The organism is Psychromonas algicola, assembly GCF_004378355.1.
Taxonomy (GTDB): domain Bacteria; phylum Pseudomonadota; class Gammaproteobacteria; order Enterobacterales; family Psychromonadaceae; genus Psychromonas.
In genome coordinates this window covers 1-16,014 of the sequence record NZ_SNUB01000023.1, presented here as the reverse complement: position 1 = coordinate 16,014, position 16,014 = coordinate 1, and the positions used below count along the sequence as shown (strand labels likewise).

General features: G+C 38.9%; 13 protein-coding genes. 3 read left to right on the top strand and 10 right to left on the bottom strand.

Annotated features, from left to right (window positions below; translation table 11 throughout):
* Nucleotides 1-52: 52 nt before the first annotated feature.
* Nucleotides 53-1,522, bottom strand: a complete 1,470-nt coding sequence (locus tag E2R67_RS11655; RefSeq protein WP_134291130.1) for a glutamate synthase subunit beta — start codon at nucleotides 1,520-1,522, stop codon at nucleotides 53-55.
* A complete protein-coding gene (gltB, locus tag E2R67_RS11650; protein WP_134291129.1) occupies nucleotides 1,522-6,039 on the bottom strand; it encodes a glutamate synthase large subunit in 4,518 nt (1,505 codons plus the stop codon). The genes E2R67_RS11655 and gltB overlap by 1 nt, the downstream gene beginning before the upstream one ends.
* 842 nt (nucleotides 6,040-6,881) lie before the next feature.
* On the opposite strand from gltB, the gene E2R67_RS11645 reads away from it, so the two are divergent.
* On the top strand, nucleotides 6,882-8,003 hold the full coding sequence (locus E2R67_RS11645) for an MFS transporter (RefSeq protein ID WP_445177041.1): 1,122 nt from the start codon (nucleotides 6,882-6,884) through the stop codon (nucleotides 8,001-8,003).
* Nucleotides 8,004-8,006: 3 nt separating this feature from the next.
* Nucleotides 8,007-8,306, top strand: coding sequence for an MGMT family protein (locus E2R67_RS11640; RefSeq protein WP_134291127.1), 300 nt, complete (start codon nucleotides 8,007-8,009; stop codon nucleotides 8,304-8,306).
* Between the two features lie 96 nt (nucleotides 8,307-8,402).
* On the opposite strand, the gene aroC is transcribed toward E2R67_RS11640, so the two are convergent.
* Both aroC and prmB read right to left on the bottom strand, forming a co-directional pair.
* Nucleotides 8,403-9,491: a chorismate synthase gene (gene aroC, locus E2R67_RS11635; protein ID WP_134291126.1), complete on the bottom strand. Its 1,089-nt coding sequence runs from the start codon at nucleotides 9,489-9,491 to the stop codon at nucleotides 8,403-8,405.
* Between the two features lie 72 nt (nucleotides 9,492-9,563).
* Nucleotides 9,564-10,475 carry a 50S ribosomal protein L3 N(5)-glutamine methyltransferase gene (prmB, locus tag E2R67_RS11630; protein WP_134291125.1) on the bottom strand — a complete coding sequence of 304 codons (912 nt, stop codon included), beginning with the start codon at nucleotides 10,473-10,475 and terminating at the stop codon, nucleotides 9,564-9,566.
* 55 nt (nucleotides 10,476-10,530) lie between these two features.
* On the opposite strand from prmB, the gene smrB reads away from it, so the two are divergent.
* Entirely contained in the window at nucleotides 10,531-11,076 is a 546-nt protein-coding gene (gene smrB / locus E2R67_RS11625) for an endonuclease SmrB (protein WP_134291124.1), read from the top strand.
* 181 nt (nucleotides 11,077-11,257) lie between these two features.
* Here smrB and E2R67_RS11620 read toward each other — a convergent pair whose 3' ends face one another.
* From E2R67_RS11620 to E2R67_RS11595, 6 genes are all read right to left on the bottom strand, one after another.
* Nucleotides 11,258-11,467 carry a Type I secretion system protein TolC gene (locus E2R67_RS11620; protein ID WP_243837008.1) on the bottom strand — a complete coding sequence of 70 codons (210 nt, stop codon included), beginning with the start codon at nucleotides 11,465-11,467 and terminating at the stop codon, nucleotides 11,258-11,260.
* Nucleotides 11,468-11,935: 468 nt separating this feature from the next.
* Nucleotides 11,936-12,373, bottom strand: a complete 438-nt coding sequence (locus E2R67_RS11615) for a DUF4262 domain-containing protein (RefSeq protein ID WP_134291123.1) — start codon at nucleotides 12,371-12,373, stop codon at nucleotides 11,936-11,938.
* A gap of 102 nt (nucleotides 12,374-12,475) precedes the next feature.
* On the bottom strand, nucleotides 12,476-12,790 hold the full coding sequence (locus E2R67_RS11610; RefSeq protein WP_134291122.1) for a hypothetical protein: 315 nt from the start codon (nucleotides 12,788-12,790) through the stop codon (nucleotides 12,476-12,478).
* A gap of 205 nt (nucleotides 12,791-12,995) precedes the next feature.
* A complete protein-coding gene (locus tag E2R67_RS11605; protein ID WP_134291121.1) occupies nucleotides 12,996-13,667 on the bottom strand; it encodes an HAD family hydrolase in 672 nt (223 codons plus the stop codon).
* A gap of 73 nt (nucleotides 13,668-13,740) precedes the next feature.
* On the bottom strand, nucleotides 13,741-14,586 hold the full coding sequence (locus E2R67_RS11600) for a DUF1330 domain-containing protein (RefSeq protein ID WP_134291120.1): 846 nt from the start codon (nucleotides 14,584-14,586) through the stop codon (nucleotides 13,741-13,743).
* A 121-nt stretch (nucleotides 14,587-14,707) separates the two neighbouring features.
* The gene (locus E2R67_RS11595) at nucleotides 14,708-15,907 is read right to left on the bottom strand and encodes an HNH endonuclease (protein ID WP_243837007.1); all 1,200 of its coding nucleotides are present in this window, start codon (nucleotides 15,905-15,907) and stop codon (nucleotides 14,708-14,710) included.
* Nucleotides 15,908-16,014 lie beyond the last annotated feature (107 nt).

Below are 16,014 nucleotides of genomic sequence, written 5' to 3'. Positions count from 1 at the left end.
CTTATAAAGGAGAGGGTTTCTTTAACTAGCTTACTTTATTTAAAGGTAAGCCTTAGTCAGCCATCATTAACGAATCGTTGATACATTCAAGGTTAGAATCACCCATTAAGTACGTATCGATTGCGCGTGAAGCTTCACGACCTTCGTTAATACAACGAACGATCAATGATTGACCTGTACGCATATCACCAGCGGCAAAAACGCCTTCTTGCGTAGTTTGGTAATCGTTAGTTTTAACGTTACCGCGCTCATCTAAGCCAATTTCTAACTGTGCTAAAACACCTGTTGGTTCTGGGTGTAAGAAACCCATTGCCAAGAAGGCTTTAGTACAAGGAATTGAACGTACAGAACCTTCAATTTCTTTAAAGTTAGGACGTTGACCCGGTGCTGCTTCTTCCCATTCGATATCTGCAACCACTAACTCTTTAACGTTTCCGTTTTCATCACCGATGAATTCTTTAGTTAGGATTGACCAATGACGATCCACACCTTCTTCGTGAGAAGTCGTTGTTTTTAAGATCATTGGGTACGAAGGCCAAGGCATATTAACAGTACGTTTTTCAGGTGGAATCGGCATGATTTCCACTTGTGTTACAGACGCAGCGCCGTGACGATTAGAAGTCCCCACACAGTCAGAACCTGTATCACCACCACCGATAACTACAACGTGATCATCTTTAGCGAAGATTTCTTCAGTCTTAAGATCCATTCCGTTTGCTCGGCGATTATTTTGACCTAAGAATTCCATCGCAAAATGAACACCTTTTAAGTCACGACCTGGAATTGGTAAATCACGTGGCACCGTAGAGCCACCTGTTAATAGCACAACATCAAACTGCTTACGCAATTCTTTAGCATCAAAATCAACACCAATATGTGCATTCACAACCATTTTAATACCAGCCGCTTCCATTACCGCGATTTTACGGTCGATAACGTCCATGCCTAGTTTAAAGTCTGGAATACCAAAACGTAATAAACCACCTACTTTTTCATCACGCTCATAAACTGTCACAGTGTGACCTGCTGAGTTTAATTGCTCTGCTGCTGCAAGACCAGCTGGACCAGAACCTATGATTGCAACGGTTTTACCGCTACGAGCAGTTGGGATTTTTGGTTTAACGTAACCATTTTCATACGCTTTTTCTACGATTGATTTTTCAATATTACAAATCGTAATTGGATCTTGGTTAATACCCAAAACACATGAACTTTCACATGGTGCTGGACAAACTCGACCCGTAAATTCAGGGAAGTTATTAGTAGAGCTTAGGATTTCCCAAGCTTCTAACCAACTACCACGGTAAACCGCATCATTGAATTCAGGAATGATGTTACCAATCGGACAACCGTTGTGACAGAAAGGAACACCACAGTCCATACAACGAGATGCTTGGTCATTAACTTTTTCACCAAACACATCGTTTTGTACAAACTCTTTATTATTTTTTAGACGCTCTTCAACCGATATTTTCGGTGGAAGTTCACGACCTAATTCTAAAAATCCAGTAGGCTTACCCATTATGCTTCTCCTTTCGCTCTAGCTGCTAATGCTGCCTTATAATCACGCGGCATAACTTTAACAACCTTAGCTAAACTTGCTTCAACATCTGCAAGGAATGCAGCAGCTTGATTCGACTCAGTTAACTCTAAATGTTTAGTGACTTTAGCAATTAATAAGTCTTTATCTGCTTGCTCTAGAGGATCTAAATCAACCAGTTCCATATTACAGTTAGCTTTGAATGAATCGTCTTGGTCCCAAATATAAGCAACACCGCCACTCATACCAGCTGCAAAGTTACGACCTGTTGAACCAAGGTTAATCATGATTCCGCCAGTCATGTATTCACAACCGTGGTCACCGATACCTTCAACAACCACTTCTGCGCCCGAGTTACGTACACAGAAACGTTCGCCAGCCATACCATTAATGTAAGACTCACCTGATGTTGCACCGTAGAAACATACGTTACCCACGATGATGTTGTCTTTAGCGACTAAGATAGATTTACGGTAAGGATAAACAACGATTTGTCCGCCAGATAAACCTTTACCCCAGTAATCGTTCGCATCACCTTCAACAGTAAACTCAACACCTTTTGCAAGGAAACAACCAAATGATTGACCCGCAGAACCTGTGAATTTAACTTGCATTGGTTTTGGTAAACCACTGTCATTGTAGACTTTAGAAATTTCGTTAGAAAGCATGGTTCCACATGAACGGTCGATATTAGTAATAGGGAATTCACCCGTTACCGCTTCGCCTTTTTCAAGTGCAGGTTTTGCTAGCTCGATAAGTTTTCTATCCAATACGGCTTCAAGATTATGTTTTTGAGTCGTTTGGTTGAACATGCCGTCTTCAGCTTTACCTTGTTGTTTGAACAAGATAGTACTTAAGTCTAAGTTCTTATATTTCCAATGTGTTACATCGTCACGTACTTTAAGGTTTTGCGTTTGACCAACCATTTCAGTAATTGTTTTGTAACCTAATGCAGCCATGTTTTCACGCATGCCTTGCACCATGTAATTGAAGAAAGTAACGACATCATCTACACGACCGTCGAAACGTTCACGTAATGTTTTGTTTTGTGTTGCGATACCAACAGGACAGGTATTCAAGTGACACTTACGCATCATGATACAACCTTCAACCACTAATGCTGCTGTTGCTACGCCCCATTCTTCAGAACCTAATAACGCTGCAATGGTTAAATCGCGTGGCGTTTTCATCTGACCATCTGCTTGTAAAACGATACGATTACGTAAGCCGTTTTTCATTAGCGTTTGATGCGCTTCAGATAGACCTAATTCCCACGGTAAACCCGCATGACGAATAGATGATAATGGTGATGCACCTGTACCGCCGTCAAAGCCAGCGATTAAGATAACGTCAGCTTTTGCTTTAGCAACACCTGAGGCAATTGTACCTACACCCGCTTCAGATACTAATTTAACGTTAACACGACCAGCGCGGTTAGCGTTTTTCAAATCGTAGATAAGCTGTGCTAAATCTTCGATTGAGTAAATATCATGATGCGGTGGTGGTGAAATTAGACCAACACCTGGCGTTGAGTGACGAGTACGACCAATCCAGTCATCCACTTTGTGACCTGGTAATTGGCCACCTTCACCTGGTTTAGCGCCCTGAGCCATTTTAATTTGGATTTCAGCTGCGTTAGTTAGGTAGTAAGAAGTTACACCGAAACGACCTGATGCAACCTGTTTGATTGCAGAACGTTCCCAGTCGCCGTTTTCTTTTGGTAAGAAACGAGCTGGATCTTCACCACCTTCGCCCGAGTTCGATTTAGCACCGATACGGTTCATCGCGATAGCTAACGTAGAGTGAGCTTCATGTGAGATAGAGCCGAAACTCATCGCACCTGTTGCAAAACGCTTAAGAATATTTTCAGCTGGTTCAACTTCATCAATTGAAATTGGACCTGATTCTTTAGGTACAAATACAAACTGACTACGTAGTGTTGCGGCATCATCACCTTGCTGATCAACCGTTGCAGCGTATTGCTTAAATTGTTCGTAATTTTTGTTACGCGTTGACTCTTGTAATAACGAAATCGTTGTTGGGTTAAATAGATGTTTCTCACCACGTTGTTTCCACTGGTAAACACCACCCACATCAAGACGTTGAACAGGTACAGCACGTAATGGGTAAGCAAAACGATGACGCACTAAAATTTCAGAGGCGATATCGTCAATAGACATACCTTGAATACGCGTAACCGTGCCTTTAAAGTAAGCGTCAACGACAGCTTTACTAATACCTAATGCTTCAAATATTTGCGCACCTTGGTAAGACTGAATGGTTGAAATACCCATTTTCGAGAAGATCTTCAATAGACCTGCATCGATAGCAGATTTGTAAGATTTGAAGATATCATCAACAGACTTATCTGCAGGTAAACGGTTTTTAGATTGTAAATCAACAATCATTTCTTCAATTAAGTAAGCATTTACAGCAGACGCACCGTAACCAATAACGGTTGCAAAATGATGTGTTTCACGTACGTCACCTGTTTCAACTACGATATCACATAGCGCACGAAGGCCACGTTTAATTAAGTAGTGATGTACCGCACCTGTTACTAACATAGCAGGAATCGGTGCATGGTCAGAGGTTGCATTACGGTCAGAAAGAATAATGATTTCGTAACCATCATGAACAGCATCTTCTGCATAACGACAAATACGATCTAACGCTTTCTTCAATTTACCCGGCTCACCAGAAGCAGCAAATAAAGTTTCTAACGTTTTAGCTTGTAGATGTTTGTCATCTAATGCATTAATTTTTTGTAATTCAGCGTTACTTAATACTGGAGACTCAAGTTCAACTTTATGACAATGCTCAGGCGTTTCAGATAATAAGTTTTTATCTTTACCTAAATAAGTATTTAGCGACATAACCATACGCTCACGAATCGGATCGATTGGTGGGTTAGTCACTTGCGCAAATAATTGTTTAAAGTAATGAGATAAATGCTGAGATTGATGAGAAAGCACCGCTAACGGCCAATCCACACCCATCGCACCTAACGGCTCTTTACCATCACGAAGCATTGGTAATACGATTTCAGATACTTCTTCTGAAGTCACACCGAAACCTTGTAGACGTTTAACCAGTTTACCGGCATCAGGTTGAATATTACGTTCAAGTGCTGCTGGTTGCTCTTCTAATTTAACTAGGTTATCAGATAACCATGTTTCGTATGGCTGTCTTGCTGCAATATTGTCTTTTACTTCTTCATCAGAAATAATGCGCCCTTGCTCAAGGTCAGCAACAAAAATACGACCAGGTTGTAAACGACCACGAGACTTAATGTTCTCTGGTTCAATTTCAACAACACCTGATTCAGATGCCATGATTAAGAAATCATCTTTAGTCACACAGTAACGTGAAGGACGTAAACCATTACGGTCAAGCGTTGCACCTACTTGAACACCATCAGTGAAACAAACGGACGCTGGGCCATCCCAAGGTTCCATTAAGTTTGCATGGTATTGGTAGAAAGCACGACGTTTTGGATCCATGTCTTTATTTTCTTGCCAAGCTTCAGGAATCATCATCATTAATGCATGAGGAAGGCTTCGGCCAGAAAGCACTAATAATTCTAACGCCATATCGAAACTTGCAGAATCTGACATACCATCTGTACAGATTGGCATTAACATGTCTAATTCGCTACGCGTAAAGAATTCAGCTTCAAGTAACGCTTCACGCGCTTTCATCCAGTTGATATTACCGCGAACCGTATTGATTTCACCATTATGGGCGATGTAACGGAACGGCTGCGCTAAACGCCAGCGAGGGAATGTATTTGTCGAGAAACGAGAATGAACCAAAGCTAAAGCAGTTACCATGCTTGGATTTTGTAAATCCAAGAAGTACTGAGGTACTTGCTCAGTGGTTAACTGACCTTTATAAACGATAGTTTTGTAAGAGAAAGTATTAATGTAGAAGTTATCTTCAATACCTTGCACAGACTCTAAACAAATGCGCGTTGAGTAATTACGTAGAATGAATAGTTTACGCTCTAAAACCTCTGGCTTCATATCTGGACCGCCAGTCACAAACATATGTTCGAACTGTGGTTCACTACTTAGAGGATCATCACCAATCATTGAATTATCAGTAGGAAGAACACGGTAACCAATGACTTCAAGGCAAAGACGCTCAGCAGTTCGCTCTAAGATTTCACGACATTGATCTCGATGATGTTCATCTTTCGGGAATAGGATGGTACCTACGCCGTACTGATCAAATTTAGGAAGCGTGATGCCTTCTTTTAAAGCTTCATTTACTAAAAACTCATGTGGTTTTTGTAAAAGAATACCAGCTCCATCACCGCTGCATGGATCACAACCTTGACCACCACGGTGCTCCATACGTGCAAGCATATCTAAAGCTTGTGTCACAATCTTGTGAGACTTGCTGTTTTTTAGATGTGCTACGAAACCGATACCACAGGCATCGTGTTCCATTTCAGGCACATAAAGGCCTTGAGCGTTTTGCTCTTTATTAGTCATAAACATGTCCTTCAAGGTAAAGCAATAAGGTCTTTTTTATCGTTTACCTAATGTTCGAGGTACTACACACAACTTATTCTTGAGTCATCCCGTTGGCGCCCAAAAAAAAGCAATTAATTTGTTACTTAACACTTAAGTGTCTCTGGAAAGTTCACAAAGAGCTTAAGCTACTAAGGCAGGCTACTGTTTAGGTAGGGGGTACTTAGTAATAAACTTCTCTTGATTAAGAAAAAACGCGCATAAGATGTCTATAAGTACAGGCTTATATCATATTTTTGTGTTCACCATCTCTATACGGCTGTTATTTTCACCACATTCTATCGTTTTCAAGAGAAAAAATCCAACATTTTTATGCACTTTGTTACATATTTTCCATCTTCGCTATAGCCCAACTAAACACTAGACTCCTTGAAAGTAACAAATCCTTAAAATGCTTGAAGTCAAGATAACACATAGCTCAAAACAAGATCTATTGCACAGAGCAAGGAAGTCGTTACATTTGGTTACATAAAAAAACACATCTTTAATGTGAATTTATACCCAAAAAAAATGAATATAAATTCAAAATGAATTTTTTTATAATTTAAAACAATTAAAAAAAGCGGCCTAACTCTTGCGTAAATCCCCTGTTAGAAAAAAGATGAACTCATACGCCGCAAGCTTTACAGTCTATTTGTTTAAATAATAACCTCTTCTATAAAAAAATAAAGCACAAAAAACAGACAATTCGCTTTATAAAAGAAAAAGCGTAAAATACTTCTTTTTCTAATAATTGTGCACCTATGAAATCTCCCCCATTTTTTCAAAAACCAGAAAACTTACTCCTCGCGATGGCGTTTATCATGCCATTAATATTTTCTGTTTGGATGGTACTGCTTAATAACTTTGTTGTTGAAAAAGCTAACTTTACAGGAGTAGAAATTGGTATTTTACAAAGCTTACGTGAAGTGCCTGGATTTTTAGCTTTCACTGTCATTTACGTTTTGTTATTCATTAAAGAGCAACGCCTTGCAATCCTTTCGCTTGGCATCACAGCTGTAGGCGTCGCAATCACAGGTTTTTTCCCACAAGTAATGGGGTTATATTTGACTACTATGTTAATGTCGATTGGATTCCACTACTTTGAAACGGTGAATCAATCATTAACATTACAATGGATTGATAAAGCTAAAACACCACATTTTTTAGGAAGAATTCTCTCAGTTAAAGCAATGGCTTCACTTCTTGCTTATGCAAGTGTTTGGATCTTGATGGATTACTTTAATGTTAGCTATCAAACGACTTACCTAGCCTTTGGTGGTTTAGGTTTGATACTCACTATTATATTGGCTTCTGCTTTTAAACAATTTCCACCTCTAACAGAGCAAAACAAAAAATTCATTCTAAGAAAACGTTATTGGTTATATTACGCACTCACTTTCTTTAGTGGTGCACGCAGACAAATATTCGTTGTGTTTGCAGGATTCTTAATGGTTGAAAAGTTCCATTACAGTGTTGCTGAAATCAGCGCCCTATTCTTAATTAACTACGTATTTAATTGGTTATTTGCCGCTAAGATTGGACGATTGGTAGGACACTTTGGAGAGCGATCTATATTAGTGTTTGAATACACTGGCCTTATGATTCTATTTATTTCCTACGGTTTGGTTGAGAACAGCACGGTTGCGGCTTCACTTTATGTTATCGATCATCTCTTCTTTGCTTTAGCGATTGCCATTAAAACTTACTTTCAAAAAATAGCCAATCCTGAAGATATTGCAGCAACGGCTGGTATTAGTTTTTCAATTAACCATATTGCAGCTGTCGTTATTCCTGTTTTTCTCGGCTTATTATGGATAGGCAATCCGTCATGGGTTTTTTATTGTGGTGCTGGCTTTGCTTTATGTTCGTTAACTTTGTCTTTCTTGATCCCTAGAAATCCAGCGAAAGGTAATGAATTCACTTATCAGAAAAGAGAAGCGTAAACAGTGCAAGAGTTTCAACAGAACATTTACACCATTCTCGCTTATTTAGAAGTCGGAAAGTTAACCACTTATGGGCAATTAGCAAAGCGAGCTGGATTTCCACATCATTCTCGTCATGTTGGAAAAGTATTATCAAAGTTACCAAAGGACACACGTTTGCCTTGGTATCGCGTGGTTAATTCGCAGGGTAAAATTTCTTTATCAGGTGAATCTTTTTTAAGACAAAAAATACACTTAGAGAAAGAAGGTATTGAAATAACTGATGAAGGTAAAATAGTGAATTTCAAACAATATTTAGATTAACTTATTCGTTACCAACTCAAACAAAAAGCCCCTGTTAATATGAATTAACAGGGGCTTTTTTAAATCGATTCTAATGTTTAGACGACTATAACCGCTTTATTTTAAATGCGGAGTATTCGTTGTGACATGTAAGTTCTGTGCACGGTGACGCAATGTGTGGTCAAGTAACGTAATTGCCATTTGTGCTTCAGCAATCGGTACAGCACGAATGCCCACACAAGGATCGTGACGACCTTTAGTGATCATATCAGTCGCTTCGCCATCAGTCGTAATAGTACGACCGGGAATAGTTAAGCTAGACGTAGGTTTTAATGCAATTGAAGCAATAATATCTTGCCCAGTTGAAATACCACCTAATACGCCACCAGCATGATTTGATTGAAAGCCTTCAGGCGTCATTTCATCACGGTGCTCAGTGCCTTTTTGATTTGCAACAGCGAAGCCATCACCAATCTCTACACCTTTAACTGCATTAATACTCATTAAAGAATGTGCCAATTCAGCATCTAAACGGTCAAATACAGGCTCACCTAAACCGACAGGTACGCCAGAAGCAACCACAGTCACTTTAGCGCCAATTGAGTTACCTTCTTTAATGAGTGCTTTCACACAATCTTCTAATTCAGTTAGCTTTGAAGTATCAGGGAAAAAGAATGGATTGTTTTCAACTTCACTCCAGTCAATCGTATCAGGCGTAATATCTCCCATTTGACTTAAGTAAGCTCGAATCTCAATACCAAATTGTTCTTTTAAGTATTTCTTCGCAATCGCACCCGCAGCAACACGCATTGCAGTTTCACGCGCCGATGAACGACCGCCACCACGGTAATCGCGGTGTCCGTATTTCTGATGGTAAGTGTAGTCAGCATGTCCCGGACGGAATAAATCTTTAATTGCTGAATAATCTTTAGAACGTTGATCTGTGTTTTCGATGATCAAACCAATGCTACAACCAGTTGTTTTACCTTCAAAGACACCTGAAAGAATCTTAACTTGATCCCCTTCTTGGCGCATTGTTGTGTAACGAGATTGACCCGGACGACGACGATCTAAATCATGTTGCAAATCAGCTTCAGTGATTTCTAACCCCGGCGGGATCCCATCAATAATACAACCCAAAGCTGCACCATGACTCTCACCAAAAGTAGTCACTTTAAAAACTTGACCAATACTGCTTCCTGCCATTTTTTAATTCCTGCTTATCAATTTTTATTTTAAAAGGTAGTTAAGAAAAGGTGCTCAATTACACCTTCTCATTTAAATTTTAATGTTATCTAATTGTGCTTTAGTTAGTGCAAAGACGCCATGTCCGCCAATAGAAAACTCAATCCATTGGAAAGGAATTTCTGGGTAAGCCGCTTGCAAATGAACTTGAGAGTTCCCAACTTCTACAAACAAAACACCGTCTGTATTAAGCATAGCACCTGCTTGGCGTAACATATCTCTAACTAAATCGAGCCCATCATGACCACAAGCTAACCCCAATTCAGGTTCATGCTTATATTCTTCTGGTAAATTTGCCATATCTTCTGCATCCACATAAGGTGGATTAGAAACGATTAAATCGTATTTTTCATTTTCGATGCCACTGAATAAATCAGATTGAATAGGGAAAACCTGTTGTGAAACACCATGATTTTGAATATTAATATCAGCCACTTCTAACGCATCTTCGGATAAATCAACCGCATCCACTTCTGCTTCTGGAAATTCATAAGCACAAGCAATCGCAATACAACCACTGCCAGTACATAAATCTAAAATACGCTTAGGTGATTTTTTCACCCAAGGTGCAAACTTAGCTTCGATTAATTCAGCAATAGGAGAGCGTGGTACCAAGGTACGTTCATCGACATAAAATTCTAAACCAGCAAACCAAGCACTATTAGTTAAGTAAGGCACAGGAATGCGTTGTTCAATACGCGTTACAATTAATTCCACTAACATTTGACGTTCACGTTTGGTTAAACGTGATTGCAAAATAGTCACATTACTTTGCAAGTCAAGGTTCAGTGATGGCAATACCAATTGCACTGCTTCATCCCAAGCATTATCAGTACCGTGGCCAAAAAATAGGCCGGCACGATTAAACTCAGTTACAGCCCAACGTACTACATCTTGAATGGTGACTAATTCATTCACCGCTTCATCACTAAAAATCGTATCCAATTTATTCTCCAATTGAGGTAAACTTCCGCATTCAATCATCTAGCTTGGGAAAAACATGACCGATAAAAATAATGATAATGATTTTTCGCTGTTTAGCGCAGAATTTGCAGGTATCAAAAAGTTGCAACAGGATACCATAAAACTGCCACCGAAAAACATCAAGAATAAAGCGGTTATCAAAGAAAAACGCGAGCAGAATTTTGAACAAAGCCACTTCTCAGATGGCTTTGAGCCTCAACTACCCGATGAAGGCCCAATGCGTTATAGCCGAAGCGATGCTGAAAAATACTTAGTAAAGCAATTACGTCGCGGTGATTTTAGCCCAGAAATCATTTTAGACTTACACGGTTTAACGCAACAAGAAGCCAAAAGTGAATTAGCCGCATTAATTAATTGTTGTAAAAAAGAAGGCTTGTATTGTTGTAGCGTGATCCATGGAGTAGGGAAACATATCCTAAAAAAGCAAGTGCCTTTATGGCTAGCGCAACATCCCGATATTTTAGCTTTTCACCAAGCTCCCCTTGAATTTGGCGGACAAGGTGCCTTATCTATTTTAGTAGAATTAGAAGATTGGCAAATGAAAGAAGAGAAGAAGCGTTAAGGTTTTGAACAAAAAAGAGCTGTGAACCTACTAATTGAATTGAGACTAAAATAAAAAATTGTAACTAATGCTCCAAAACCAAGTCGCTTTCGTCCACAGATTTCTTCAGTTCTTAAATTTTCGTTAAGTGTTTCATCAACATGTAACACTAGATGATAGTGATTAGACACTTAATTTCATACTAAAAGTGCGTAGGCACAAATATCAATATTAAAAAGCGAAGCAAGGTAATGTAATGCATGCGCTCAACAACCCACTGCCGTCTATGTTCAAAGGACTTTTCTGTGTATTTATCTTCACCACATAAATAAGCACGACGAACACAGCGATAAATACAATGGTAATAAGGTGTATCAGTTAACGAGACTTGTGATTGGCGAGATTGAGTCATAACAAACACTCTCCTAAATGCAAAAATAAGCATTTCAAGAAGATAGTTTAACTATTACAATAACAAAGTAGATGGGTGCCCGCTTCTTTACTGCCTTGCTATGTATTGACTCTAATTTCACTAAATAAATGCTCATTTTCGGATGAAGTGGAAAGAGTAACTCCCTCGTAAGTCTCGAAGACTAGCTGAGCAGTTATATTGCCTTTTGTAACTTCATATACGGTAATCTCTTGGGAGCCAGCTAAGTACCAATTTTTCTCTTCGAATGACCAGCCTCCATTCTTGAACCATGCTAGAAGATCCTTCAATTCTGGTGAATCATATTCTTTATCGCAAACTAGGAACGATACTTGATTATTGCCTTTACTGAATAGCTTATTTAGCACAATTTATAATTCCTTTTGCCACATAATGCCGCTGTAACCAGTCCAAATCATGGTAATAATTTGAGTCTGGTTTACAGCTTTGTTATACGATTTTAAGCGCTTCATTTTGAACCGTAAGTTTACAACTAGCCTCTGTTGGTAATGCATTAAATTTGTCAGGCCAGAACATAACATTTAGACGGATTGGCCGATCATAAAAGCGTGTAGCAATGCCTGCATATTCCGGTAAATATTTTTCTTTCACCGATTTAAAGATGACATCAAATTCTCCGCCTAAGACATTGGCAGTTCTGACACCCTCTTCAAATTTCCGACCATCTTTTATCTCAGAGGCAATATCAGAAAGGATTGAATGCATTGTTTCCCGCTTTAAGCCAAAGATCATAATTTCAGGATGATCAAATGACTCCTCAAAACCAATACTATACGAAAATTCTTCTCTTTCTCCATTAGCATCGAAGACATACTGAAATTGCCATCCGTATTTCTGAATATTTTCTTTAATAGATTCGATGCTCATTTATACCTTCCTATAACGCGGACAAAATAGTGGGTTAAAATGTGGAGCAAAGCGAAACCTAACTCACCGTTTTATTTCCGTTTAAATACATTATTATGAGTTTTACCTAAACACTTTGAAATGAGCATCTTGAATCCATTTATCTTTAAGCTCTTTATCAATCTCAGGGTAATTTTCAAAGATTTCACTTTCGAAATCAGCTTGCACTGAGGACTGAAAGTTTTCAACCGCTTTCTCGTAACATTTATCTAATATTTCTAGGTAGCTACTTACGAAATAATCAGCCTCTTTAACGGATAATTTTTGGTCGAAACGATTCAAATATAGCTCACGAAATAGCTTATTCAGCCCTCTTTTATTTAGATTCAATATAGAGTCTAAATACTGCATAGCTTCATTGAAGGAAAGATCATTCATCGCATTACTCATAACGAGGCTGTAGAATTTCTCAATTCCCAAGAAAACACAGCATTTTAAAATTTAATTACCAAATAAAACAATAAGTTAAAAATCACAAATTTTTACAAATCTATAAAAACTAGTTATTCTACAACCTCAACGTTCGCAACTGGGGCAAATTTATAGCGCTAGCGGAAAATTTGTCCATTCCAGCTTGCGCTTGTTAGGCATTTTCATTGGTTTCGATCCGTTGTATTGCTTCTTGTATGTCGCTTATGGAATCAATAATTCCGTCTACCTCTTTAGGCTTGGAAAAGTTGCCATTACGAACCCAGATGGCTTTCATTCCAAGTTTTATTGCCGGTTTTAGATCGTTTTCGGGGTTGTCCCCGATACAAATACAAGAATTAGCTTGGCTCCCTAATTCATTCAAACAAGCTTCAAATATATTAGGATCAGGCTTCTTAGATCCAAATTCTTCTGAAATTTTGATAGCTTTGAATAAATGTCTGATACCCACAAAATCTATCTTGGCATTTTGACATCGGGCCCTGCCATTAGTCACTATCCCAAGGGAATACTTCTGAAATAATTCGTCTAAAGCTTCTTTAGCTCCATCGAAAAGCACAGCTTCAAAGCCATACTTATCTTTGAAGTCTTTGAATAACTCATCCGCAATCTGATCGCAATCAAACAACTCGACACAAGCTAATTGATACGCAGTATGCTTGTTTTCATAGCCATTCTTCTGATGATGAAGCACTGATCTGACAAATTCATCTTTTGTTGCTTTGATAGAGTCTTCAAATCTGAAAAATTGATTAGTTAAGAAGAGTCGCATTGTCTCTGCTCGATCTATCAAGGTCTCGTCTAGGTCGAATATTAGTGATGACATATTTTAAGCCTAACGCCTTGCTCACCGGAAAATTGGGAGCGCAGCGAGTAATTTTTCCGAGTGCAGCAACTTGTTAGGCTTCTTTGCCCATGAAAATTGCTACACGTTCAAGCCCTGCATCGCGGTGGACTTCACCTTTGTGAAATTCTTCGCTTTCAATCGTGGCTAGAAGGTTGCGACGTTGAGGATAACGAACAAATATAAAATGATCCCAATGCTCCGCTAGCATACAATCCTTGTGACCGCCGAATAAAAAAATGGGCTTTCCACCATAAATTGGGTATGCACCTCTTCTCAGCAACTCAAAACCTGCAATTTTGGAATAGCGATCATATGCTTCCTTTCCACTAACACTTTTACCGTCTTCATTAAAACCCCTGTACTCGGCGACCGGCTTATATTTATTTAGATTATAAACAAATAGTGCCTCATCCAGATTTTGAGTTCTTGCTACTTCCATTTGCTTGTCATCTGGCCAAACAGCAATATTTTCAGCGCTCCAATTGGCGCTAGGTGTACCTTTATCGGCAGTCCCTTTAAACAACCTAATAAGCCATGACATCCATTTAACCATATGAAAAACAATCGATGGCTCCGGCTTAATTGCTAAGATGACATGCTCAGAACAAAACCGTTCTAGAACATCACCGAAGGTGGACAAGAATTCGAGCCCCTCTTGTAATGAGGAAAATTCGTCGATCAGAATTTCATCCACCAACATCCCTTCTCGAGCAACTGGGTCAACCTTAACCCGATATAATCTTTTGCCACTAAAGTTATGCTCAGTTTCTCTCAACCATTTCTTGTAGCCATCAATATCTTTAACTTTAAGATGATAGACAAGAGACAATCGACTTGCCCCTTCCTCTTCTATGACTTTACGGCATGATTCTTTATCTAGTGTGGTAAAAATGTGCATTGTTTTTCCTGATGATGCCTAACGCCTGAATAATGTGTGAACTAGTTTGGCAGTTTTATTGCGGTGTTTGCAACTAAAAATGACAAACTAAAGTGAATCACTATTTATTCTCTTGTTAGAGCTACATTGACAACCTAAACTGCTCGATTTTTCGCCCTAACACATCCTCAGGTGGACGGCCATCAGACTTTGCCATCAACATTTCGATAATGTCGTCATCACTTAGAACCAAGATCATTTTCTTACTAATAAGCCATTGCTCCCTCAGCGTATGTTCACATCCAGCAGAGTCTCCTCCTTTTCGGGAAACTATGATTCCAAATAAACCAGCACCATGAGATTTTAAATAATTGGCCATTTGAAGCGCTTCTGTCTTCTTCACTTTCCTTGTGTAATTCTTTGCATCAACGATTACATAATCAGCACCATATTTTTCTCTCATGAATGACCAAAATCCCTTATCAGAATAATTGGGCATAATGAAATCACGGCGATTTGACTTAGATTTGTCAGCAAGTTCGGGAATTGGTTTATTTAAAGGAGGTGTAAATAGATGCTCAAGAATATCTCCTACTAGACTTTGATAAACATAACAATCTGCCCTGCCAGAGGGACACTTCTCTAAAGAGTCAATAAGCTCTTCTTCTCTGGTAGACTTAGAAGCTCTATGGAGTTGAGTTAGAAATAATGTTTTGTAGTAACTCGGTGAAGCATTTTGGATTTGTGGTTTAAAATTATTAGCAATGTACCCTAGATCCCAAACCTCAATATTTTCTGTAGAAAATATTTCCAACTCCCTTTCTTTCAACGTACCAGGAACCGCCAATACCATCTGGCAATTGCCATACTCTTCTTTATATTTTTTAAGTTGTTCTATGATGCCTTTTGAGCGAGCCATTCCTCTAATGAGAAATGATTTACATTCGATGAGTAGATTTTCTTTAGTATTTTGCCTTACTCTGTTAACTATTAGATCTACACGGTAACGAGTATTTTTCCCTAAAAGAGGTTCTATTTGAACATTTTTATAGGAATCATTGTTACTTATTAGTTCTGATAGAAAACTAATAAATTCATGTTCTCTAGGCTGCCTATCAAAAGTTCTGTGGCAGTTTGGACAAAGTATTGTAAAGTTATTTTCGCTAAAGTCTCCACCTTCAGAAATTGGAACAATTGAGGCTAACTCAAGTGGCACTATGTCATCAGTTATGCCGCATGAAACACAGGTATGATTATGCTTTTTCAGCAACAACTGACGGAGTTTAGCTGAGACACTCCGACGCGGTTTTATTGTCACGGTCTTTTCAATTCGTTCCAGCAAATGCTAACTCCTCGTTTGTAGCTCTAACGCTCGATTAACGGGTTAAAAATAGTGGGCTAAAATCTAGCGAAGCGAAGAGCCCGCTGTTTTTAATCCCTGTTTAATTG